This window comes from Streptomyces sp. NPDC096323 (assembly GCF_040302845.1).
GTDB lineage: Bacteria > Actinomycetota > Actinomycetes > Streptomycetales > Streptomycetaceae > Streptomyces.
The window spans coordinates 571,577-592,665 of record NZ_JBEOSI010000005.1 but is presented as its reverse complement, the minus strand read 5'-3'; the positions used below and the strand labels follow the sequence as shown (position 1 = coordinate 592,665).

General features: G+C 72.1%; 20 protein-coding genes and 1 pseudogene. 17 read left to right on the top strand and 4 right to left on the bottom strand.

Going from position 1 to position 21,089, the window contains the following annotated elements:
* The first annotated feature begins 409 nt into the window (after window positions 1–409).
* The 3 genes from ABTX18_RS17650 (at window position 410) to ABTX18_RS17640 (ending at window position 2,368) form a co-directional block, all read left to right on the top strand.
* Window positions 410–1,387: an EamA family transporter gene (locus ABTX18_RS17650; protein ID WP_352123583.1), complete on the top strand. Its 978-nt coding sequence runs from the start codon at window positions 410–412 to the stop codon at window positions 1,385–1,387.
* 151 nt (window positions 1,388–1,538) lie between these two features.
* Entirely contained in the window at window positions 1,539–1,751 is a 213-nt protein-coding gene (locus ABTX18_RS17645; protein ID WP_352123582.1) for a type 2 periplasmic-binding domain-containing protein, read from the top strand.
* Between the two features lie 83 nt (window positions 1,752–1,834).
* Window positions 1,835–2,368 (top strand): DinB family protein, encoded by a 534-nt coding sequence (locus ABTX18_RS17640; protein ID WP_352123581.1) that lies wholly within the window; start codon window positions 1,835–1,837, stop codon window positions 2,366–2,368.
* A 12-nt stretch (window positions 2,369–2,380) separates the two neighbouring features.
* On the opposite strand, the gene ABTX18_RS17635 is transcribed toward ABTX18_RS17640, so the two are convergent.
* Entirely contained in the window at window positions 2,381–2,911 is a 531-nt protein-coding gene (locus tag ABTX18_RS17635) for a GNAT family N-acetyltransferase (protein WP_352123580.1), read from the bottom strand.
* 115 nt (window positions 2,912–3,026) lie between these two features.
* Between ABTX18_RS17635 and ABTX18_RS17630 the strand changes: the two genes are divergently transcribed.
* The 8 genes from ABTX18_RS17630 (at window position 3,027) to ABTX18_RS17595 (ending at window position 13,205) form a co-directional block, all read left to right on the top strand.
* Entirely contained in the window at window positions 3,027–3,821 is a 795-nt protein-coding gene (locus ABTX18_RS17630; protein WP_352123579.1) for a TIGR03084 family metal-binding protein, read from the top strand.
* Window positions 3,818–5,554, top strand: coding sequence for an acyclic terpene utilization AtuA family protein (locus ABTX18_RS17625; RefSeq protein ID WP_352123578.1), 1,737 nt, complete (start codon window positions 3,818–3,820; stop codon window positions 5,552–5,554). The genes ABTX18_RS17630 and ABTX18_RS17625 overlap by 4 nt, the downstream gene beginning before the upstream one ends.
* Window positions 5,551–7,149: an acyl-CoA carboxylase subunit beta gene (locus ABTX18_RS17620; RefSeq protein ID WP_352123577.1), complete on the top strand. Its 1,599-nt coding sequence runs from the start codon at window positions 5,551–5,553 to the stop codon at window positions 7,147–7,149. The genes ABTX18_RS17625 and ABTX18_RS17620 overlap by 4 nt, the downstream gene beginning before the upstream one ends.
* A gap of 6 nt (window positions 7,150–7,155) precedes the next feature.
* Complete coding sequence (locus ABTX18_RS17615; protein WP_352123576.1) at window positions 7,156–9,111, top strand: acetyl/propionyl/methylcrotonyl-CoA carboxylase subunit alpha; 1,956 nt, start codon at window positions 7,156–7,158, stop codon at window positions 9,109–9,111.
* Window positions 9,108–10,268, top strand: a complete 1,161-nt coding sequence (locus tag ABTX18_RS17610) for an acyl-CoA dehydrogenase family protein (protein ID WP_352123575.1) — start codon at window positions 9,108–9,110, stop codon at window positions 10,266–10,268. The genes ABTX18_RS17615 and ABTX18_RS17610 overlap by 4 nt, the downstream gene beginning before the upstream one ends.
* 65 nt (window positions 10,269–10,333) lie before the next feature.
* The gene (locus ABTX18_RS17605) at window positions 10,334–11,908 is read left to right on the top strand and encodes a 4-coumarate--CoA ligase family protein (protein ID WP_352123574.1); all 1,575 of its coding nucleotides are present in this window, start codon (window positions 10,334–10,336) and stop codon (window positions 11,906–11,908) included.
* Window positions 11,905–12,639: an enoyl-CoA hydratase family protein gene (locus ABTX18_RS17600; protein WP_352123573.1), complete on the top strand. Its 735-nt coding sequence runs from the start codon at window positions 11,905–11,907 to the stop codon at window positions 12,637–12,639. Before ABTX18_RS17605 ends, ABTX18_RS17600 begins: the two co-directional genes overlap by 4 nt.
* Entirely contained in the window at window positions 12,627–13,205 is a 579-nt protein-coding gene (locus ABTX18_RS17595; RefSeq protein ID WP_352123572.1) for a TetR/AcrR family transcriptional regulator, read from the top strand. Before ABTX18_RS17600 ends, ABTX18_RS17595 begins: the two co-directional genes overlap by 13 nt.
* A gap of 21 nt (window positions 13,206–13,226) precedes the next feature.
* On the opposite strand, the gene ABTX18_RS17590 is transcribed toward ABTX18_RS17595, so the two are convergent.
* Entirely contained in the window at window positions 13,227–13,790 is a 564-nt protein-coding gene (locus tag ABTX18_RS17590) for a DcrB/PsbP domain-containing protein (RefSeq protein ID WP_352123571.1), read from the bottom strand.
* A 118-nt stretch (window positions 13,791–13,908) separates the two neighbouring features.
* Between ABTX18_RS17590 and ABTX18_RS17585 the strand changes: the two genes are divergently transcribed.
* From ABTX18_RS17585 to ABTX18_RS17570, 4 genes and pseudogenes are all read left to right on the top strand, one after another.
* Complete coding sequence (locus tag ABTX18_RS17585; protein WP_352123570.1) at window positions 13,909–14,451, top strand: GNAT family N-acetyltransferase; 543 nt, start codon at window positions 13,909–13,911, stop codon at window positions 14,449–14,451.
* Window positions 14,452–14,497: 46 nt separating this feature from the next.
* Window positions 14,498–15,001, top strand: a complete 504-nt coding sequence (locus ABTX18_RS17580; RefSeq protein ID WP_352123569.1) for a GNAT family N-acetyltransferase — start codon at window positions 14,498–14,500, stop codon at window positions 14,999–15,001.
* Between the two features lie 164 nt (window positions 15,002–15,165).
* A pseudogene (locus ABTX18_RS17575) lies at window positions 15,166–15,474 on the top strand (Scr1 family TA system antitoxin-like transcriptional regulator); the annotation flags it as partial.
* A gap of 13 nt (window positions 15,475–15,487) precedes the next feature.
* Window positions 15,488–15,739 carry a DUF397 domain-containing protein gene (locus ABTX18_RS17570; RefSeq protein ID WP_352123568.1) on the top strand — a complete coding sequence of 84 codons (252 nt, stop codon included), beginning with the start codon at window positions 15,488–15,490 and terminating at the stop codon, window positions 15,737–15,739.
* Window positions 15,740–15,844: 105 nt separating this feature from the next.
* On the opposite strand, the gene ABTX18_RS17565 is transcribed toward ABTX18_RS17570, so the two are convergent.
* Both ABTX18_RS17565 and ABTX18_RS17560 read right to left on the bottom strand, forming a co-directional pair.
* Window positions 15,845–17,104 (bottom strand): esterase/lipase family protein, encoded by a 1,260-nt coding sequence (locus ABTX18_RS17565; RefSeq protein WP_352123567.1) that lies wholly within the window; start codon window positions 17,102–17,104, stop codon window positions 15,845–15,847.
* A 214-nt stretch (window positions 17,105–17,318) separates the two neighbouring features.
* Complete coding sequence (locus ABTX18_RS17560) at window positions 17,319–18,428, bottom strand: citrate synthase 2 (protein WP_352123566.1); 1,110 nt, start codon at window positions 18,426–18,428, stop codon at window positions 17,319–17,321.
* 226 nt (window positions 18,429–18,654) lie between these two features.
* On the opposite strand from ABTX18_RS17560, the gene pdxH reads away from it, so the two are divergent.
* Both pdxH and ABTX18_RS17550 read left to right on the top strand, forming a co-directional pair.
* Window positions 18,655–19,296, top strand: a complete 642-nt coding sequence (gene pdxH, locus ABTX18_RS17555; RefSeq protein WP_352123621.1) for a pyridoxamine 5'-phosphate oxidase — start codon at window positions 18,655–18,657, stop codon at window positions 19,294–19,296.
* Window positions 19,297–19,653: 357 nt separating this feature from the next.
* Window positions 19,654–21,054: a PAS domain-containing protein gene (locus ABTX18_RS17550; protein ID WP_352123565.1), complete on the top strand. Its 1,401-nt coding sequence runs from the start codon at window positions 19,654–19,656 to the stop codon at window positions 21,052–21,054.
* The last annotated feature ends 35 nt before the right edge of the window (window positions 21,055–21,089 follow it).

Sequence of the window (21,089 nt, the reverse complement as noted above, 5' to 3'; positions counted from 1 at the left end):
TGGCGTCTGCGACAGTCGATCCACCGGGCGTTCACACGCAAGACGGCTGGGTGGGGGCGTGCAGGGGAGTCCCCGCAGGAAATGGCGTACGACTCCGGAACTCTTCCTACCGAGCCGCACATGCCATTTCTGAGGAGTCTCCCCGGAGGGACCCCACCCCCACCCACCGGCGTGGCGCACCCGCACCCGCGAGGGCACCCGCACCACCAAGCCCGTCCGGCGATTGAGGACGGAACCCCGCACCACGGAACCCCGCACCCCGGCGCATTTCGCGTGCCGTGCCCACGCTCTTACCGTGGAGGGATGTGCTGCACGTGATGAGTGCAGTATCTTCGATTGGGTAGTACAGTCTGATGGACTGCCCCCTTCAAGATGAACCCGCGCGTGAACGCAGAAGGACAGGCCACAGGTGAACGACCAGGGCGCCTCCACAGAACCGGCCGCGGCCGCGGTCGCCGTCCCCGAGGCGGTCAGCGCGCTCGGTGGGCAGGACGGCGCCCGCGCCGGTGCGCGGGACGGCGCCCGCGCCACGGGGCGCAGGGCGGCGCTCGCGCCGGTCGCGCTGGTGGTCGCGGGCGGGCTCTCCGTGCAGTTCGGCTCGTCGGTCGCCGTACTGCTGATGCCGAAGGCCGGTGCGCTCGGCGTCGTCACCCTGCGACTCGCCGCCGCGGCCCTCGTCCTGCTCGTCGTCTGCCGCCCGAAACTGCGCGGCCACTCGCGCGCGGACTGGGGCACGGTGGTGGCCTTCGGCATCGCCATGGGCGGCATGAACACGCTCTTCTACCAGGCCGCCGACCGCATCCCCCTCGGCGCCGCCGTGACGCTGGAGGTGCTGGGCCCGCTCGCCCTCTCGGTGTTCGCCTCGCGCCGCCTCGTCAACGTGGTCTGGGCCGGCCTCGCGCTGGGCGGTGTGCTGCTGCTGAGCGGCGGGGGCTTCGACCGGCTCGATCCGGTGGGCGCCGCGTACGCCCTCGGGGCCGGTGTCATGTGGGCGGCGTACATCGTCTTCAGCGCCCGCACCGGCCGCCGCTTCCCGCAGGCCGACGGGCTGGCGCTGGCGATGGTGGTGGCGGCCGTCCTCTCGCTGCCGCTCGGCATCATGGAGTCCGGCTCGAAACTCCTCGTACCGTCCACGCTCGGCCTCGGCGCCGCCGTCGCGCTGCTGAGCTCGGTCCTCCCGTACACCCTGGAACTCATGGCGCTGCGCCGGCTGCCCGCGCCCACCTTCGCGATCCTGATGAGCCTGGAGCCCGCGATCGCGGCCGCGGCCGGTTTCCTCGTCCTGGACCAGGCTCTGTCCACGACGGACGCCCTGGCCATCGCGCTCGTCATCGGCGCCAGCATGGGGGCGGTACGCAGTCAGGTGCGGGGCGCCGGGAAGCGGTGACGCCGCACGGCGGGGACGGCGGCGGTCATGGCCGGCCCTTGCTCCGTACGTGTCTGTTGATGAAGCGTGCGACGTGGTCGAGGGCGGGTGCGGGCGTCCCTCCCGGCGAGGTAGTCGGCGGCCCTGGTCTCGTTGGCCGCGCTCTCGGTCCTTGGGTACGAGGCTGCTGCTCACGCTGCCCGCCCGGCTGCTGGCGGATCAGCGCCCGGATCCCGGCCTGCGGATCGTGCCCGCGCCCGAGGAGATCCGCCCGCTCGAGTACCGGATGGCCTGGCACCCGCGGCTCGACGGCGACCCGGGGCAGCGCTGGCTGCGGTACGCGATCCGCGCCGTCACCGCCGAGCTGCCGGAACCGGCGCTGTAGAGGGTCCCGCGGATGATCCCGTTCCGGCTGCGTGGCCGGGTGTCCGAACCTAGGGTGGTCGCGACATCCGACCTGGAGGAAACATGCCGGAACGCGACGATCTGCTCGCGCTCGTGACCGACCAGCGCACCAATTTTCTCTACACCGTCGCGGAACTCGACGACACGCAGGCGCGCGCCCGCACGACCGTCAGCGAGCTGACGCTCGGCGGTCTGCTGAAACACCTCGGGCTCGTGCAGCGCAGCTGGCTGGACGTGATCGAGGGCACCGCCCCGGCGAAGGTCGAGTGGGCCGACCTCGACCCCGACGGCAACCGGATGACCGACGCCGAGACGCTGCCCGGACTGCTGGAGGCCTTCCACGCCGCGGCCGGCGCGTTCGACCGTACGGTGCGCGAGGAGGCCGACCTCGACCGTGAGGTCGCGCTGCCGGCGTACCCGTGGTCGCCCCCGGAGCCCGTCGTCTGGACGGTCCGCCGCGTCCTCTGGCACATCTTCCGCGAGATCGCCCACCACAGCGGCCACGCCGACATCATCCGCGAGGCGCTGGACGGTGCCAGCACGACGGCGAAGATGGCCGAGGCGGCGTCCGGGGCGGCGTCCGGGGCGGCGGAGTAGCCGCCCAGGCCGTCAGACCCGCCGGGTCAGCACCTGGCCCGGCCACTCCCCGGACAGGAAGGGCGCGGCGGGGGCGAAGCCGTTGCGCTCGTAGAAGGCGACCAGTTCGCCCCCGCCGCCCGCCCAGCAGTCGACCCGCAGCAGTTCCACACCGGCCCGCCGCGTCTCCTCGACGGCATGGGCCAGCAGCGCCGCCCCGATGCCAAGGCCGGCGTGCCGGCGGTCGGAGACCAGCAGCCGTACGTACCGCTCGGGTTCCCCGGCCGCCGCGATGGGCATCTGCGGACTGGGCCCGTCGCCCAGCACCACGGCCCCGACGGGCGTTCCACCCAGCTCCGCCACGTACGGGCTCTGCTCGGTCGTGTACCGCTGCACCCGCTCCACCCCGCCGGGCTTCTGCGAGTACGGGGTCGTGCCCCACTGCTGGGTGTTGCCGCGCTCGTTCATCCAGGCCACGGCCCCGTCGAGCATGTCCAGAATGGCGGGCGCGTCGTCCGGGCCGCCCGGCCGGATCCGTATGTCATGTGTGGTGTCGTCGTTCACGGCTGAAGCCTAGGTGTACCGGCCTGCCGAAAAAAATCATGCAAGCGTGCTTGATTGTTTTACGGACCGCTGGCAAGCTCCACCGCACACCGCCACGCCCCGAGGGGAGCGCACCGTGTCCGATGTCGCAGCCGTGCTCGACGACCTGCGCAGCGAAAGCGATCAACTCGACCTGATCGTGGCTGGGTTGAACGCCGCCCAGTGGGCGGGGGCGACGCCCGCCGAAGGGTGGACCATCGCCCACCAGGTGGCCCATCTCAGCTGGACCGACGAGGTCGCGCTGCTGTCCGTCACCGAGCCCGAACGGTTCGGCGACGAGGTCGCCAGGGCGATGAAGGACCCCGAGGGCTTCGTCGACCGCGCAGCCGAGGACGTCGTCGCGGCGTACGCCCCCGACGCGCTGCTCGTGCGCTGGCGCACCGGCCGGGAGCGGCTCCAGGAGGCCCTGCGCGCGGCGCCGGCGGGGACGCGGTTCCCCTGGTACGGGCCGCCGATGAGCGTGGCCTCCATGGCGACCGGGCGGCTCATGGAGACCTGGGCCCACGGCCAGGACATCGCCGACGCCCTCGGGGTCACCCGCGCCCCCACCGCCCGGCTGCGGCACGTCGCGCGGATCGGGGTGCGGGCCCGCGACTACGCGTTCCTCGTGCGGGGCATCCAGGCGCCGGGTGAGGAGTTCCGGGTGGAACTGGAGGGCCCGGACGGTGAGTTGATCGCGTACGGCCCCGAGTGCGCGGCCCAGCGCGTCACCGGCCCGCTGCATGACTTCTGCCTGCTCGTCACCCAGCGCGCCCACCGCGACGACCTCGCCGTCCGGGCCGAGGGGGCCGACGCCGACACCTGGCTGGACATCGCGCAGGCCTTCGCCGGGCCCGCGGGGGCGGGACGCCCTCCGAAGGCGGGCCGGTGACCGGGGGCGGGTCGGGCCCCGCGACCGGGCCGCTGCGGATAGGCAACGCCTCCGGGTTCTACGGCGACCGCTTCGACGCCGTGCACGAGATGCTCACCGGCGGCCCCCTCGACGTCCTCACCGGCGACTACCTCGCCGAGCTGACCATGCTCATTCTCGGCCGCAGCCGGCTCAAGGACCCCGGGCGCGGCTACGCCACCACGTTCCTGCGCCAGTTGGAGGAAGGGCTCGGGCTCGCCCACGAACGCGGCGTGAAGATCGTCACCAACGCGGGCGGCCTCAACCCCGCCGGACTCGCCGACGCCGTACGGGAGTTGGCCGACAAGGTGGGCGTGCCCGTGCGGGTGGCACACGTCGAGGGCGACAGCCTCCCCGTGCCCGACGGCTTCCTCACCGCCAACGCCTACCTCGGCGGGGCGGGCATCGCCGCCTGCCTGCGGGCCGGGGCGGACATCGTCGTCACCGGCCGGGTCACCGACGCCGCCCTCGTCACCGGACCCGCCGCCGCCCACTTCGGCTGGGGTCCCGAGGACCAAGACGCGCTCGCGGGGGCCGTCGTCGCCGGACACGTACTGGAATGCGGCACCCAGGCCACCGGCGGGAACTACTCCTTCTTCCGCGGCCACGACATCCGCCGCCCCGGCTTCCCCGTCGCCGAGATCCACGCCGACGGAACCTCCGTCATCACCAAGCACGACGGCACCGGCGGCGTCGTCGACCTCGGCACGGTCACCGCCCAGCTGCTGTACGAGACCGGCGGCGCCCGGTACGCGGGACCCGACGTCACCGCCCGGCTCGACACCGTACGGCTGACCCCCGGCGGCCCCGACCGGGTCCGGATCTCGGGGGTGAGGGGCGAGGCCCCGCCGCCCACGCTCAAGGCCGGGCTCACCCGGCTCGGCGGCTGGCGGAACGAGGTCGTCTTCGTGCTCACCGGGCTCGACATCGAGGTCAAGGCGCAGCTCGTCCGCGAGCAGATCGCGGACGCCTTCGACCGGGCCGGGCGGCAGCCGGACGAGGTGCGGTGGGAGCTCGCGCGCACCGACCGGGCCGATGCCGCGACCGAGGAGACGGCGAGCGCCCTGCTGCGGCTCGTTGTCCGCGACCAGGACCCCGACGCCGTGGGGCGCGCTCTGTCCGGCGCGGCGATCGAGCTGGCGCTCGGCAGCTACCCGGGCTTCCACGTCACCGCTCCGCCCGGAAAGGGCGCGCCCTACGGGGTGTTCGAGGCGCGGTACGTCCCGGCCGGTGACGTGCACCACGTGGTCGTGCTGCCCGACGGGCGGCGCGAGGCGCAGGAGCCGGCCGCCCGTACGCGGGTCCTGGCGGACGTCGAACAGCCGCCGCTGCCCCCGCCGCTGGAAGATGGACCGACCCGGCCGGCCCCGCTCGGGCTCGTCGCCGGGGCCCGCAGCGGCGACAAGGGCGGCGACGCCAACGTCGGTGTGTGGGTCCGCAGCGAGGCGGCCTGGCGGTGGCTGGCCCACGAGCTGACCGTCGAGCGCTTCCGGGAGCTCCTCCCGGAGACCGCCGCGCTCACCGTCGTACGCCATGTCCTGCCGAACCTGCGCGCCCTGAACTTCACCGTCCACGGGCTCCTCGGCGAAGGCGTCGCCGCCCAGCACCGCTTCGATCCGCAGGCCAAGGCCGTGGGGGAGTGGCTGCGCGCGCGGCGGCTCGAGATACCCGTGGCCCTGCTGGACAGCGCCGACGCACCGGAGGTGCACGCATGACCGTCCTGTCCACCGGGCTCGACACCGCGAGCCCCGACTACCGCGCGAACCGCGCCGCCATGCTGGACAAGCTCGCCGCGCTCGACGCCGCGCACGCCACCGCGCTGGGCGGCGGCGGCGAGAAGTACGTCGAGCGGCACCGCGCGCGCGGCAAACTGCTCGCCCGGGAGCGGATCGAGCTCCTGGTCGACGAGGACAGCCCGTTCCTGGAGCTGTCGCCGCTCGCCGCCTGGGGCAGCGAATACACGGTCGGCGCCTCGCTCGTCACCGGGATCGGGGTGGTGGAGGGCGTCGAGTGCCTGATCACCGCCAACGATCCGACCGTACGCGGCGGCGCCTCCAACCCGTGGACGCTGAAGAAGGCCCTGCGCGCCAACGAGATCGCCTTCGCCAACCGGCTGCCCTGCATCAGCCTGGTCGAGTCGGGAGGCGCCGATCTGCCGTCCCAGAAGGAGATCTTCATCCCGGGCGGGGCGCTCTTCCGCGACCTCACCCGGCTGTCCGCCGCCGGCATCCCGACCGTGGCCGTCGTCTTCGGCAACTCCACCGCCGGAGGCGCGTACGTCCCCGGCATGTCCGACCACACCGTCATGATCAGGGAACGGTCCAAGGTCTTCCTCGGCGGTCCGCCCCTGGTCAAGATGGCCACCGGTGAGGAGAGCGACGACGAATCGCTCGGCGGCGCCGAGATGCACGCCCGCACCTCCGGTCTCGCCGACCACTTCGCGCTCGACGAGCAGGACGCCCTGCGCCAGGCCCGCCGCATCGTCGCCCGTCTCAACTGGCGCAAGGCGCACCCCGATCCAGGCCCTGCCGAGCGGCCCAAGTACGACGAGGACGAGCTGATCGGCATCGTGCCCGGCGACCTGAAGGTGCCCTTCGACCCGCGCGAGGTCATCGCCCGGCTGGTCGACGGCTCGGACTTCGACGCGTTCAAACCGCTGTACGGGACCAGCCTGGTGACCGGGTGGGCGCGGCTGCACGGCTATCCCGTCGGCATCCTCGCCAACGCGCAGGGCGTGCTGTTCAGCGAGGAGTCGCAGAAGGCCGCCCAGTTCATCCAGCTCGCCAACCAGCGCGACATCCCGCTGCTCTTCCTCCACAACACCACCGGCTACATGGTCGGCAAGGAGTACGAGCAGGGCGGCATCATCAAGCACGGCGCGATGATGATCAACGCGGTGTCGAACTCGAAGGTCCCGCACCTGTCCGTCCTGATGGGCGCCTCCTACGGCGCCGGGCACTACGGCATGTGCGGCAGGGCCTACGACCCGCGCTTCCTGTTCGCCTGGCCCAGCAGCAAGTCCGCCGTCATGGGCCCGCAGCAACTGGCCGGGGTCCTGTCCATCGTCGCCCGCGCCTCCGCCGCCGCGAAGGGGCGGCCGTACGACGACGAGGCGGACGCGGGACTGCGCGCCATGGTCGAGCAGCAGATCGAGTCCGAGTCCCTCCCGATGTTCCTGTCCGGGCGGCTGTACGACGACGGGGTCATCGACCCCCGCGACACCAGGACCGTTCTCGGGCTGTGCCTGTCCGCCCTCCACACCGCACCGGTCGAAGGCGCCCGCGGCGGCTTCGGCGTCTTCCGGATGTGAGCTGAGATGATCACGAGTTTGCTCGTCGCCAACCGGGGCGAGATCGCCTGCCGGATCTTCCGCACCTGCCGCGCGCTCGGCATCGCCACCGTCGCCGTGTACTCCGACGCGGACGCCGGCGCGCTGCACGTACGGGAGGCCGACACCGCCGTACGGCTGCCGGGGGCCGCGCCCTCCGACACGTATCTGCGCGGCGACCTCGTCGTCGCCGCCGCGCTCGCGGCGGGCGCCGACGCCGTCCACCCCGGGTACGGCTTCCTCTCCGAGAACGCCGGATTCGCCGCCGCCGTGCAGCACGCGGGGCTGGTGTGGGTCGGTCCGCCGGTCAAGGCCATCGAGCTGATGGCGTCCAAGACCCGCGCCAAGGAGCTGATGGCGGCCGCCGGGGTGCCGCTGTTCGCCCCCGTCGACCCGTCGGCCGCCACCGCCGAGGATCTGCCGCTGCTGTTGAAGGCGGCTGCCGGAGGCGGCGGGCGCGGGATGCGGATCGTACGGGAACTCGGCGACCTGCCCGGCGAGTTGACGGCGGCGGCGGCCGAGGCGCTGTCCGCGTTCGGGGACGGTGAGGTGTTCGCCGAGCCGTACGTGGAGCGCGGCCGGCATGTCGAGGTGCAGATCATGGCCGACGAGCACGACGGCGTCTGGGCGCTCGGCACCCGCGACTGCTCGCTCCAGCGCCGCCACCAGAAGGTCATCGAGGAGGCCCCCGCGCCCGGCCTCACCGGCGCGCTCCGGGAGCGGTTGCGCGACGCCGCCACGGCCGCCGCGCGGGCCGTCGGATACCGGGGCGCCGGCACGGTCGAGTTCCTGGTCACCGCCGACGATCGGCCGTACTTCCTGGAGATGAACACCCGCCTCCAGGTCGAACACCCCGTCACCGAGGCCGTGTTCGGCCTCGACCTGGTGGCGCTGCAACTGCGGATCGCGGAGGGGGAGCCGCTGCCCGCCGCCGAACCGCCGACGCCCTCCGGGTACGCCGTCGAGGCGCGGCTCTACGCCGAGGACCCGGCGCGTGACTGGCAGCCGCAGACCGGAGCACTGCTCTCGTTCGACATGCCGGACGAGCCGGGACTGCGCCTGGACACCGGGTACACCGGCGGCGACACCATCGGGGTGCACTACGACCCGATGCTCGCCAAGGTCATCGCCCACGCCCCCACCCGTACGGAAGCCGTACGCCTCCTCGCCCGCGCCCTGGAGCGCGCCCGCATCCACGGCCCCGTCACCAACCGCGAACTCCTCGTACGCTCCCTGCGCCACCCGGACTACCTCGCCGCCCGCCTCGACACCGGTTTCTACGACCGGCACCTGGAGGCGCTGACCTCCGCACCCGAGGCGGCGGCCGTCCGCCTGGCCGCCACCGCCGCCGCGCTCGCCGAGGCGGCCCGCAACGCCACATCGACCACCGCGGGCGGGTTCGTCCGCTTCGGCGCCTGGCGCAACGTCCCCTCGCAGCCCCAGCTCAGGAGCTACCGCAGCGAGCCGGACGGCCACGAGTACGCCATCGCCTACCGCACCACCCGCGACGGCGTGACCGTCGACGCGGAGGACGTCCACGTCGTCTCCGCGGACCGCACCCGTGTCACCCTCGAACAGGAGGGCGTCACGCGGCGCTTCGACATCGTCCGCCGCGACCGCCGGCTGTACGTGGACACCGCCACCGGCTCGTACGCCTTCACCGCCCTGCCCCGCTTCACCGACCCCGCCGAGCGCACCGAACCCGGCTCCCTGCTCGCCCCGATGCCCGGCACCGTCGTCCGCCTCGCGGACGGACTCGTGGCCGGGGCCGCCGTCGAGGCCGGGCAGCCGCTGATCTGGCTGGAGGCGATGAAGATGGAGCACTGCATCCTCGCCCCCGCCTCCGGCACCCTCACCGCCCTGCACGCCGCACCCGGCCTCCAGGTGGAGGTCGGTGCCCTGCTCGCCGTCGTCACTGACGCACAGGAGGAACCGAACGCATGAGCACTGTCCTCGAAACCGAAGAGCACCAGGCGCTGCGCGCCGCCGTCGCCGCCCTCGGAAAGCGGTACGGGCGCGACTACATCACCTCCCTCGTCCGCGACGGCGCTCACCCCCACGAGCTGTGGGCCGAAGCCGCCAAGCTCGGCTACCTCGGCGTGAACCTCCCCGAGGAGTACGGCGGCGGAGGCAGTGGCATGGCGGAACTGTCCATCGTGCTGGAGGAGTTGGGCGCTGCGGGCTCCCCGCTCCTGATGATGGTCGTCTCGCCGGCCATCTGCGGCACCGTGATAGCCCGCTTCGGCACCGACGAACAGAAGCGCCAGTGGCTCCCCGGCCTCGCCGACGGCAGCCTCACCATGGCCTTCGGCATCACCGAACCCGACGCCGGATCCAACTCACACCGGATCACCACCACCGCCCGCCGCGACGGCGAGAACTGGGTCCTCACCGGGCGCAAGGTGTTCGTCTCCGGCGTCGACATCGCCGATGCCACGCTCATCGTCGGACGCACCGAGGACGCCAGGACCGGCAAGCTGAAGCCCTGCCTGTTCATCGTCCCGCGCGAGGCACCCGGCTTCCAGCGCTCGCACATCGAGATGGAACTCCAGGCCGCGGAGAAGCAGTTCGAGCTGGTCCTCGACGACGTACGCCTGCCCGCGGACGCACTCGTGGGGGACGAGGACGCGGGACTCCTGCAGCTCTTCGCCGGACTCAACCCCGAACGCATCATGACCGCCGCGTTCGGCATCGGCATGGGGCGCTACGCGCTCGGACGCGCCGTCGAGTACGCGAAGACCCGCCAGGTGTGGAAGGAGCCCATCGGCGCCCACCAGGCCATCGCTCACCCCCTCGCCCAGGCCCACATCGAGCTCGAACTGGCCCGCCTGATGATGCAGAAGGCCGCCCGGCTCTACGACGACGGCGACGACATCGGGGCGGGCGAGGCCGCCAACATGGCGAAGTACGCGGCCGGCGAGGCATGCGTCAAGGCGGTCGACCAGGCCGTGCACACCCTCGGCGGCAACGGCCTCACCCGCGAGTACGGCCTCGGGTCCCTGATCACCGCGTCCCGGGTGGCCCGGATCGCACCGGTCAGCCGCGAGATGATCCTGAACTACGTCTCGCACCAGTCGCTGGGACTCCCCAAGTCGTACTGACCGGCTGCTTCCCACCGGCCACGCCCCGCCCCTACTGTGTCCTGCCCGCGTCGAAGGGAACCGCCATGGTCTTCCACAGCGAGTACGCAGACGTTCCGGCCCTCGGAACACCCATCCACGAAACGGTCCTCGGCGGGGCCGCGGCCTTCGGTGACACCGCCGCCCTGATCGACGGGACGAACGGTCTCTCCGTCACGTACACCCAGCTCGACGCCTTCCACCGCCGCATCGCCGCCCACCTCGCCGAGGCCGGACTGCGCAAGGGCGACGTCCTCGCCCTGCACAGCCCCAACACGATCGCCTACCCCGCCGTCTTCTACGGAGCCACGCGCGCCGGCGCCTCCGTCACCACCGTGCATCCTCTGGCCACCGCCGAGGAGTTCGCCAAACAGCTGAAGGACTGCGCCGCCCGCTGGATCGTCACCGTCTCCCTGTTCCTCGACGTCGCGCGCCGGGCGGCCGAACTCGCGGGCGGTATCCGGGAGATCTTCGTCTGCGACCAGGCCGACGGCCACACCTCCGTACTCGACATGCTCGGCTCCACCGCCCCCGAACCCGAGATCGAGTTCGGCCCCGAGGACATCGCCGCCCTCCCGTACTCCTCCGGAACCACCGGGGCGCCCAAGGGCGTCATGCTCACCCACCGCTCCATCGGCACCAACCTGGAGCAGCTGCGCCCATTCATCCCCATGGAACCCGGTCACAGCATCCTGGCCGTCCTCCCCTTCTTCCACATATACGGGCTGACCGCCCTGATGAACGCGCCGCTGCGCTGGGGTGCCACCGTCGTCGTGCTGCCTCGCTTCGACCTGGAGCAGTTCCTCGGCGTGATCCAGGAGCACCGCATCACCGGGCTGTACGTGGCTCCGCCGATCGTCCTGGCCCTCGCCAAGCACCCGGCCGTCGGCGCCTACGACCTCTCCTCCCTCGAATACATCGTCAGCGCCGCGGCGCCCCTGGACGCCGGCCTCGCCGCCGCCTGTTCCGCCCGCCTGGGCCTGCCGCCCGTGCGGCAGGCGTACGGCATGACGGAGCTCTCGCCCGGCACCCATGTCGTGCCGCTCGACGCCGAGAACCCGCCGCCCGGAGCCGTCGGTAAGCTGCTGCCCAGCACCGAGATGCGGATCGTGTCCCTCGAGGACCCGGGCACGGACCTCGGCATCGACACCGACGGCGAGATCCTCATCCGCGGCCCCCAGGCGATGAAGGGCTACCTCGGCCGCCCCGAGGCCACCGCCGCCATGATCGACGGCGACGGCTGGGTGCACACCGGCGACGTCGGACGGGTCGACGCGGACGGCTGGCTGTTCGTCGTCGACCGGGTCAAGGAACTCATCAAGTACAAGGGCTACCAGGTCGCCCCCGCCGAACTCGAAGCGCTGCTCCTCACCCACGAGGCGATAGCCGACGCCGCCGTCATCGGTGTGTACGACGCCGACGGCAACGAGATCCCGAAGGCCTTCCTCGTACGGCAGCCGGCCGCGCCGGACCTCACCGCCGAGGACGTCATGGCGTACGTCGCCGAACGCGTGGCCCCGTACAAGAAGATCCGCCGCGTCGCATTCGTCGACGCCGTACCGCGCGCGGCCTCCGGCAAGATCCTGCGCCGCGATCTGCGCGACAGGGAGAAGCCGCGATGACCCTCGCCCCACCCGCCCACGAGCGGGGCATCACCACCCTCACGCTCGACTCCCCGGCCAACCGCAACGTCCTGAGCGCCCCGCTCGTGGCCGCGCTGACCGAGGCCCTGGACGCCTGCGCGGCCGACGAGAACATCCGGGCGGTGGTCCTCACCCACACCGGCAACACGTTCTGTGCGGGCGCCGACCTCAGGGCCCCGGCCGACCCGCACGCCTTCGTCGCCCTGATGCGGCGCCTCGTCACCCTGCCGAAACCGGTCGTCGCCCGGGTCACCGGCCACGTCCGGGCCGGCGGCCTCGGCCTGCTCGGGTCCTGCGACATATCGGTCGCCGGCCCCGACTCCTCCTTCGCCCTCACCGAATCCCGCCTGGGCCTCGCCCCCGCCGTCATCTCCCTGCCCCTGCTGCCCCGCCTCGATCCCCGGGCGGCCTCCCGCTACTACCTGACGGGCGAACGCTTCGACGCGACGGAGGCGGCCCGTATCGGCCTCGTGAGCATGGCCGCCGACGACGTGGACAAGGCGCTCGTACCGGTACTCGACGGACTGCGCAGGGCCTCGCCCCAGGGGCTGGCCGCATCGAAGGAGCTGGTCACGGCTACTGTGCGGGAGACTTTCGACCAGTACGCCGAAGACCTCATCGCCCGCTCCGCGGCACTCTTCGCCTCCGACGAGGCACGGGAGGGGATGACGGCCTTCCTGGAACGACGGGACCCCGCATGGCTGCTGTGACACCGCCCAAGCAGGACCGCAGCCGTGCCACCCGGCAGAAGCTCCTCGAAGCCGCGGTCGCCTGCCTCGCCGAACACGGCTGGGCGGGCTCCACCGTCTCCGCCGTCGCGATGCGCGCAGGCGTCTCCCGCGGCGCGGCCCAGCACCACTTCCCCACCCGCGAGGACCTGTTCACCGCAGCCGTCGAGTACGTCGCCGAGGAACGCTCCGCCGCCCTGCGCGCCGTCCCCGTCCAGGACCGCGCCGCCGTCGTCACAGCCCTCGTCGACCTCTACACGGGCCCGCTGTTCCGCGCCGCGCTCCAGCTCTGGGTCGCCGCCTCGAATGAGGAACAGCTCCGCCCCCGCGTCTCGGAACTCGAAGCGCGCGTCGGCCGCGAGACCCACCGCATCGCGGTCGGCCTCCTGAACGCCGACGAATCCCGCCCCGGCGTACGCGAGACGGTCCAGGGCCTCCTCGACATGGCCCGCGGCCTCGGCCTCGCCAACGTCCTCACCGACGACACGGCCCGCCGACGACGGGTCGTGGCGCAGTGGGCGGCGATGGTGGAGGAGGCGCTGGGGTGACGAGCGGGCTGATCACCGCCGTCAGGCCCGTACGGCGGTGATCAGCAGGCCGTTCCCGGCCTGGATCCTGAGCGTCTTCCCGTCCCAGACGACGGGCAGCGGCGTGGGTGTGGTGTCCACCGGCGAGCCCTGGTCGACCGGGCCGGACTCCTCGTCATTGCCCCACTGGAGGTCGAGGGCGGCCTTCTCGCCGACCGTGGCGGGCAGGCCGGACGCGGCCCACACGTTGTCGGAGGTCCGGCCGTCGACCCGGACCACCAGCTCGCTGCCGGACAACTCGAAGGAGCCCGTCTCGTCGTCACCGTCGAGAGCCCACCGGCGGCCCGTGAACTCGATCCGCCGATACTCGTCGTTGGCCTGGCCCTGCGGGGAGTACGAGAGCTTCCAGGCACCGCTGACGAAGGCCTCGACCGCCGCCCCGGCGACCGTCGGCTTGGAGGCCGGCTTGCCCGCCGCGCCCGGTGCCTCCTGTGATCCGTCGGAGTCCTTGTTTTTGGAGCAGGCCGCCAGAGCGACAGCGAGCAGGCCGATTCCCCCGTATCTGAGCGCGTCCCGTCTTCGGACGGCCTTCCGCAGCTGACTCATCTCGTTGCGCACCTGGTCCCGCTTTCCCCGGTAAGGCCCGGTCTGTCAGGTTCCGGAGCCCGAGTGTGGCCCAGGCAACGCCTTGGTGTCAGCGAGTTGCGCGTATATCGTCCGCAGCATGAGCAGCACCACGCCCCCCTTCCCTGACCACGTCGAACTCACGGGCGAAGGGCTCGTTCTGCGCGACTGGGCGGAGACGGACCTGGCCGCGATGCCGGAACTGTTCGACCACCCGGACATCGCGTACTGGACGCCGATCGTCTCCCCCTTCGGCGAAGAGGCCGCGCGCACGCGGCTGGACAAGGCCCGGCAGCTGCGGGCGGAGGGCACGACGATCCTGCTCGCCATCACCACCGACGGCGGTGCGGCGCTCGGCGAGGTGATGCTGCGGCGCGCCCCCGAGGGCACGGAGATCGGCTACGCGGTCGGCCCGGCGCACAGGGGCCAGGGGCTGGCCGCGCGGGCGGTGCGCGTGATGGCCGGGTACGCCTTCGAGGAGCTGGGCGTGGAGCAGGTGATCCTGGAGGTGGAGGCGGAGAACGCGTCCAGCGTCGCGGTGGCGAAGAAGACGGGCTTCCGGCTGCTCGACGTGCCACTGATCAAGGGCGAGGAGAAGGGCCGGTCGTTCGTCCTCCAGACGTGGGGCCTGAACCGTCCCTGACGCGAACGGGGCCCGCGATGCGTGAAGGCCCAGGGAGGAGCAGCGCATGACCGCGTACGAGACGATGTCGTTCCACCTGGAGACCGAGCGGCTGATCCTGCGCCCGTGGTCCGATGCGGACGCCGCCGAACTCCGCGCCCTCCGCGCCGAACGCGGCGAGGGAACGGCCACGCTCGAGTACACCCGGAGCCTCATCGCGCAGCTGGTCACCGCGACCGAGACGACCGGGATCGCCTTGCTGCCCATCCAGCGCCGCCACGAGGGCGACTTCATCGGCTACTGCGGCTTGATCATCGGCCGCTCCACTCTCGAGGAGCCCGAAATCGCCTACGAGCTCTTCCAGCGGGTGCACGGCCAGGGCTACGCCACCGAGGCGGCCCGTGCGGTGCTCGACGCCGCCGCGGCGACCGGGCGGAAGCGGCTGGGGGCGACCGTCGACGCGGGGAACACACCGTCGTTCCGTGTCCTCGAAAAGCTCGGATTCCAGCGGGACCACGTGTCCCTGGAGGACAAGGGCGAAGTGGTTTGGCTGACACGCTCGTTGCCGTGAGGCGAGACCGGCCGTCCCGTGCGCGGGTATGCCGGACACGCTGCCCGTCCACTCGTACATATTTCTTGTACGGGTCGGCGAGGCGTGAAGTACGGGGCGGAGTGGGGAGTGGGCACCGTATGCACTCCAGGAACCGGCAACGCAGGAACGCGTCGGCCATGAAGCTCGTAGGCAAGCTCGTCGGCGACGCGCCCCATGCGGAGCAACTGCGCCACCTGCGCGCGTGCGTGACGCTTCCGGGCGTCAGCCTTCAGGTTCTGCCGCTGGGGCATCGCACTCATGCTGGGCTCGACGGCCCCTTCACGCTGCTGGAAACGCCCGACTATCAGCACGTCGCGTACTCCGAGACGCAGCGCGGCAGCATGCTCGTCTCCGACCCCGATGAGATCAGCATCCTGTGCCAGAAATATGCGATGCTGCGAGCTCAGGCCCTCAGCCCTGAAGCCACCCTGGGCCTGTTGGGCCGTCTGCTGGAGACCGAGACCGATGAGCACTGCACGCGCGTGGTTCAAGTCCAGTTACAGCGGCGACGAGGGCGGGCAGTGCCTCGAAGTCGCCTACGAATGGCGGAAGTCCAGCTACAGCGGCAGCGAGGGCGGCCAGTGCGTCGAGGTCGCCGCCCACCCCGCCGCCGTACACGTCCGCGACTCCAAGCACCCCGAGGGCCCGGCGCTTGCTCTCGCGCCCGCCGCCTGGGCGGCCTTCACCGGCACGGTGGGACGCTCCGACTCGCTGTGAGGGGGTGACTGGCCCGAGTCGAGAGTGGTGTGGGCGCTCGGCAACGCATCCGAGGCCGTCTCGACGCACACGTCGCGCCCACACCACTCTCAACTCCGGTGGTGGTCAGCCCTCCTGGAGCTTGGCCACGATCCACTGGCCGAGTTCGGGGGTCATGACGGTGTGGCCCTCGTTGGTGGTGGAGCAGAGGAATTCGTCGAGCTCGCTGGCCTCGGGTGCGACCTTGCTGTAGAGGGCGTCGGCAACGTCGAGGTCGCTGGACGCGACGGCGCTGATGGTGGGGACGAAGGTGGACGTGTTGTGCGCGAGTTCCGCCGGCGTCCTGTTGATGCGGCCGGCCAGCATGGCGGCCACACCGAAGTTCGCGGCGTCCTCGAGGGCCGGGGTCTTGGGGAAGAGGCCGCCGGGAGCGCCGTCGAGTTCGGGGAAGCCGGTGGTCCGGATCTCCACCGCGGGTGTGCCGGACTTCTCCAGCCGGGCCACGGTCTGCGAGCCCGTGGCCTGGGCGTTGAGCTTGCTGATCACCTCGGGGCCGTAGGACTCCATCGCCGGGTCACCGGCGGGGATGCTGTTCCCGATACCCGTGTCCGTGCCGTTGGCGACGCCGAGCAGGCGGGGCATCCGCGGCCAGCTGCCCATCCGGTCCAGTGAGTTGAGGAAGTCGGTGCGGGCCGGGTCCTGGCCGTTCGCGACATCGAGGGTGGTGCCGGCGCCGGTGTCGATGTGCCAGCGCAGCATCTGGCGTGCGGCGGGGCTGTTGACCAGGTCGGAGTAGAGGTTGTACAGCGGCTTGAGGGGGCCTCCCCAGTTCTCCTTCACGAAGTGGGCGAAGCCCTGGACGCCCAGGGGCAGCCACGCGCCGCGGTGCGGGGTGTCGTAGGAGACGTACGTGGAGACCTCGTGGTTCATCCGCTGGCGCTCCATCTTGGCCAGCGCGTAACGGGTGATCAGCCCTCCCATGCTGAACCCGCCGACCGTCAGGGGGCCGCTGCCCTCGCGCTCGGCGCCCGCCCTCATGATGCACTCGATCGCGACTTCCGCGTTGTCGAGGATGGAGGCGGTGCGGTTCTTGAAGCCCAGCAGGACGACGTCGAGGCCAGCCTCGCGAAGGGCGGAGACGAACGGGTAGTCCCCGTTCTCCAGGGCGTCGTACAGGGCATCGCCGTTGGTTCCTCCGGGGGCGAAGCCGTCGGCGAGGATCACCGGCCGCCTGAGCGCCTTCCGGTCGGGTGAGCTGTAGAAGACCCAGGCGGTTCCCTCCCCGTCGCGGATATCCCACGTGGTGTCGGAGGGGGCGGGCGGTACGGCTGCGAGCGCAGCGCCTTCGGCGGTGGTGCCCCAGATGTTGACGACAGGCTTGGACATGGTTCGACGTCTCCTTCGTGTCGCGGCTGGTCATGCCGCACACGGTGATCGTCGCGGGGTGTGGGCCCGAATCCCGCACGAATCCGGTTGGATCACTCTTCCGGGAACGAATGAGCCTTTCGTGCTCCCCCTGCGCGCCCGATGTGCGCGGATGCGCTCTGTGTGTACTCCGTGATGGCCGAACCCACTTCCGGTGCCGGGCCTCCCGGGCCGGTCAGTTGCCCAGGTCCGCCAGCTGCCCGTACCCCTCGATCTCGCGCGGGCTCCGCGTCCCCGGGCCGACGTACTTCGCCGACGGCCGGACCAGGCGTCCCGTGCGCTTCTGCTCCAGGATGTGCGCCGACCAGCCTGCCGTACGCGCGCACGTGAACATCGACGTGAACATGTGCGCCGGGACCTCCGCGAAGTCCAGCATGATCGCCGCCCAGAACTCCACGTTCGTCGCCAGCACCCGGTCCGGGCGGCGGGCGTGCAGCTCCTCCAGCGCGGCCTTCTCCAGCGCCTGTGCCACCTCGAACCGCGGCGCACCCAGCTCCTCCGCCGTCCGGCGCAGGACGCGCGCCCGCGGGTCCTCGGCCCGGTAGACCCGGTGGCCGAAGCCCATCAGCCGCTCGCCCCGGTCCAGGGCCTGCTTCACGTACGCGGTGGCGTCCCCGGTCCGTTCGATCTCCTCGATCATGCCGAGGACACGGGACGGGGCTCCGCCGTGCAGCGGACCCGACATGGCGCCCACCGCTCCGGACAGCGCGGCCGCCACATCGGCGCCGGTGGAGGCGATGACGCGGGCGGTGAACGTCGAGGCGTTCATCCCGTGCTCGGCGGCCGACGTCCAGTACGCGTCGACGGCCTTCACGTGCCGAGGGTCCGGCTCGCCGCGCCAGCGGATCATGAACCGCTCCACGACGGACCCCGCCTTGTCGATCTCGCTCTGCGGAACCATCGGCAGGCCCTGGCCGCGCGCGGACTGCGCGACGTACGACAGCGCCATGACGGCGGCCCGCGCCAGATCGTCGCGCGCGGTCGCCTCGTCGATGTCCAGCAGCGGCTTCAGGCCCCACACGGGCGCGAGCATCGCCAGGGCGGACTGCACGTCGACCCGGATGTCACCGGAGTGCACCGGGATCGGGAACGGCTCGGCGGGCGGCAGACCGGGGTTGAACGCGCCGTCGACCAGCAGGCCCCACACATTCCCGAACGACACATGGCCGACGAGATCCTCGATGTCGACGCCTCGGTACCGCAGCGAACCGCCTTCCTTGTCGGGTTCGGCGATCTCCGTTTCGAACGCGACGACTCCCTCGAGCCCGGGTACGAAGTCGGACATCAGGCGGCTCCCTCGGATCGGCGGCTACGAGCGGGCCCCAGGGCCCACCCAAGATACTGGCGGGTTCCGACGTCACCGGGAAGCGTGACATCCGGCACAGCTTCCCCGTTCCACCGCTGAACGGTGGGCGGACCTCCTTCGTGCCCGGCCGCTGCGGCAGGATGGCACCGTGCCCACCTTGCCCACCGCAGACTCCTCCTCCGATTCCACCACCGATCCCGCCGCGATGCGCGAGCAGTACCGCTCCGAGGCCTTCACCGAGGACAGCCTCGCCGCCGACCCGATGCGGCAGTTCGCCCGCTGGTTCCGGCAGGTCGCCGCCGGCGGCATGCTCCACGAGCCGAACGCCATGGTGGTGTCCACGGCGACCCCCGAGGGCCGCCCGTCCTCGCGCACGGTCCTGCTGAAGATGTACGACGAGCGCGGTTTCGTGTTCTTCACCAACTATGACTCCCGCAAGGGCCGCGAACTGACGGCGAACCCCTACGCCTCGCTGCTCTTCCCCTGGCACCCGCTGGCCCGCCAGGTCATCGTCACCGGCATCGCGTTCCGCGTCCCCCGCGAGGAGACGGTCGCCTACTTCCGCACCCGCCCCCACGGCTCCCAGCTCGGCGCCTGGGCGAGCGACCAGTCCTCGGTGATCGGCTCGCGGGAGGAGCTGACCCACCGCTACGAGGACCTCGCCTCCCGCTACCCGGAGGGCGAGAAGGTCCCGGCGCCCCCGCACTGGGGGGGCTTCCGCGTCGTCCCCGACACGATCGAGTTCTGGCAGGGCCACGAGAACCGGCTCCATGACCGGCTGCGCTACGTGAGGGACGAGGGGGAGGCGGGGGACGCCGTGTGGCGCGTCGAGCGCCTCTGCCCGTAGGGACGGCCCCCGCACACGCAGAAACCCGCAGGCTCTGGTCCCTCCTTGCGGAGGAGCCGGCCGGACTTACCGGCGAGCCTGCGGGTCGGTGACTGCTTGGGATTGGCCGATGACCGGCCTGCACTGCAAAGAGCGCGACAACGGGCGTCAGCCCGCAGTCACCTCACGAGTCCGAGAAGAAATCACTTCCGGAACACCTCCTTTCTGCGTGTGGCAGCAGCCTAGGAAGCTGCCCGGCGCCGCACAACCGAATTATCGGAGCGATTGATTTCGGTGAAGTCGCTGTGTGCCGGGTCACGTTCGAGTTCAATGGTCTGACGTGCGGCTATGGCGGACGCGTCCTGCAGGGGGTCCGGGATGAGTGCTTCCACGACGAGCGGAACGACCGATGCTCTCGGCCCCGATCCGATCCCCGGGGCGGAGCTCCTGGCGGCTCTCCTCGACGGGATGGACGCCGCGCTGTGCGCCTTCGACGCGGACGGGACCGTCACCCACTGGAACCGTGAGGCCGAACGGATTCTCGGCTGGTCGGCCGAGGAGGCCGTGGGACGGCCCGGTTTCGCCGGGTGGGCCGTGCGCCGGGCGGACGCCGGCGAGGTGCAGGGACGGCTGATGGCCGTCATGGACGGGCCCGGACGTCAGGTGCACGAGTTCGCGCTGCTGCGCAAGGACGGCGGGCGGGTGCTCGTACGGACCCAGTCGGCCGGCGTGCGGAGCGCGGACGGCAAGCCCGCCGGGGTGTACTGCGCGTTCAGCGAGGTCCACGCGCAGATCGACCTGGAGCGCTCCATCGCACTGAGCGAGGCACTGTTCGAGGACGCGTCGTGGGGTGTCGTCCTCGTGGACGTGGACCTGCGGCCGACCGTCGTCAACGCGCACGCGGCCCGCGCGCTGGGCGGCGGCCGGACCACGCTGCTCGGCCGGCCGCTCGGCGAGCTCATCCTGCAGGGCGTCGAGGACCTGGAGGGCGCGCTCCAGCACGTCCTGGCCGAGGGCGCGCCGCCCGCGCCCGCCGAGCTGTGGGTGACGCTGCGCACGGGCGACGGCGACCGGCGCCGCTGCTGGCGCAGCGGCTTCCTGCGGCTGGCCTCGCCGCTCGCGGAGGAGCCGGTGCCGCTGGGCGTGGGCTGGCTGTTCCAGGACGTGACGGCACAGAAGCTGGCGGCCCAGGACGCGGACCGGCTGCGGTTCCGCGCCGGCCAGCTGCACCGGGCCTCACGGTCGGCCGCCGAGTGCGAGGACCCGATGGAGGCGGCCACGTCGTCGCTGGACTACGCGCTCGCGGGCTTCGCCGACCACGCCCTGATGGACCTGGTGGCCGGCGAGCGCCTGGTGCGCGCCGCGGGGACACCGTCCGACGCCCCGGGCCCGTGCCTGCCGGTGGCCGGGGGCGGCATCCCGCTGCGGTACGCCCAGGGGCATCCGGCGCTGCAGGCGGTGGACCGCACGGGCTCGGTGCGGGCCTCCGCGGCGGCCGGGCCGGTGCAGGCCGGGGAGTGGGCGAGGGAGCGGCAATGGCCGGCCGATGCGGTGCACGCCCTGTGCGTGGTGCTGCGCAGCCGGGGCCGGACGCTGGGCGTGGTGACGTTCCTGCGCGCATCGCACCGCGCCGCCTTCGAGCGCCCGGACGCGGTGTACGCGGAGGGCGTGGCGGACCGGGTGGCCGCGTCGGTGGACCTGCACCAGGCGGTGGGGGGCGCGCCCGGCCGGTCCGGCGGTTCCAGTCCGTCCGGCCGTTCCAGCCCGTCCGGCGATTGAGGACGGAAGCCTCACGGGGGCGGGGGCGCCCCCCC

What these genes read in the sequence shown, in the direction of transcription:
- ABTX18_RS17640 (WP_352123581.1), top strand. Translation starts at nt 1,835, where the DNA reads ATGCCGGAACGCGACGATCTGCTCGCGCTCGTGACCGACCAGCGCACC.
- ABTX18_RS17620 (WP_352123577.1), top strand. Translation starts at nt 5,551, where the DNA reads ATGACCGTCCTGTCCACCGGGCTCGACACCGCGAGCCCCGACTACCGC.
- ABTX18_RS17615 (WP_352123576.1), top strand. Translation starts at nt 7,156, where the DNA reads ATGATCACGAGTTTGCTCGTCGCCAACCGGGGCGAGATCGCCTGCCGG.
- ABTX18_RS17610 (WP_352123575.1), top strand. Translation starts at nt 9,108, where the DNA reads ATGAGCACTGTCCTCGAAACCGAAGAGCACCAGGCGCTGCGCGCCGCC.
- ABTX18_RS17605 (WP_352123574.1), top strand. Translation starts at nt 10,334, where the DNA reads ATGGTCTTCCACAGCGAGTACGCAGACGTTCCGGCCCTCGGAACACCC.
- ABTX18_RS17600 (WP_352123573.1), top strand. Translation starts at nt 11,905, where the DNA reads ATGACCCTCGCCCCACCCGCCCACGAGCGGGGCATCACCACCCTCACG.
- ABTX18_RS17595 (WP_352123572.1), top strand. Translation starts at nt 12,627, where the DNA reads ATGGCTGCTGTGACACCGCCCAAGCAGGACCGCAGCCGTGCCACCCGG.
- ABTX18_RS17590 (WP_352123571.1), bottom strand. Translation starts at nt 13,790, where the DNA reads ATGAGTCAGCTGCGGAAGGCCGTCCGAAGACGGGACGCGCTCAGATAC.
- ABTX18_RS17585 (WP_352123570.1), top strand. Translation starts at nt 13,909, where the DNA reads ATGAGCAGCACCACGCCCCCCTTCCCTGACCACGTCGAACTCACGGGC.
- ABTX18_RS17580 (WP_352123569.1), top strand. Translation starts at nt 14,498, where the DNA reads ATGACCGCGTACGAGACGATGTCGTTCCACCTGGAGACCGAGCGGCTG.
- ABTX18_RS17570 (WP_352123568.1), top strand. Translation starts at nt 15,488, where the DNA reads ATGAGCACTGCACGCGCGTGGTTCAAGTCCAGTTACAGCGGCGACGAG.
- ABTX18_RS17565 (WP_352123567.1), bottom strand. Translation starts at nt 17,104, where the DNA reads ATGTCCAAGCCTGTCGTCAACATCTGGGGCACCACCGCCGAAGGCGCT.
- ABTX18_RS17560 (WP_352123566.1), bottom strand. Translation starts at nt 18,428, where the DNA reads ATGTCCGACTTCGTACCCGGGCTCGAGGGAGTCGTCGCGTTCGAAACG.
- pdxH (WP_352123621.1), top strand. Translation starts at nt 18,655, where the DNA reads ATGCGCGAGCAGTACCGCTCCGAGGCCTTCACCGAGGACAGCCTCGCC.
- ABTX18_RS17550 (WP_352123565.1), top strand. Translation starts at nt 19,654, where the DNA reads ATGAGTGCTTCCACGACGAGCGGAACGACCGATGCTCTCGGCCCCGAT.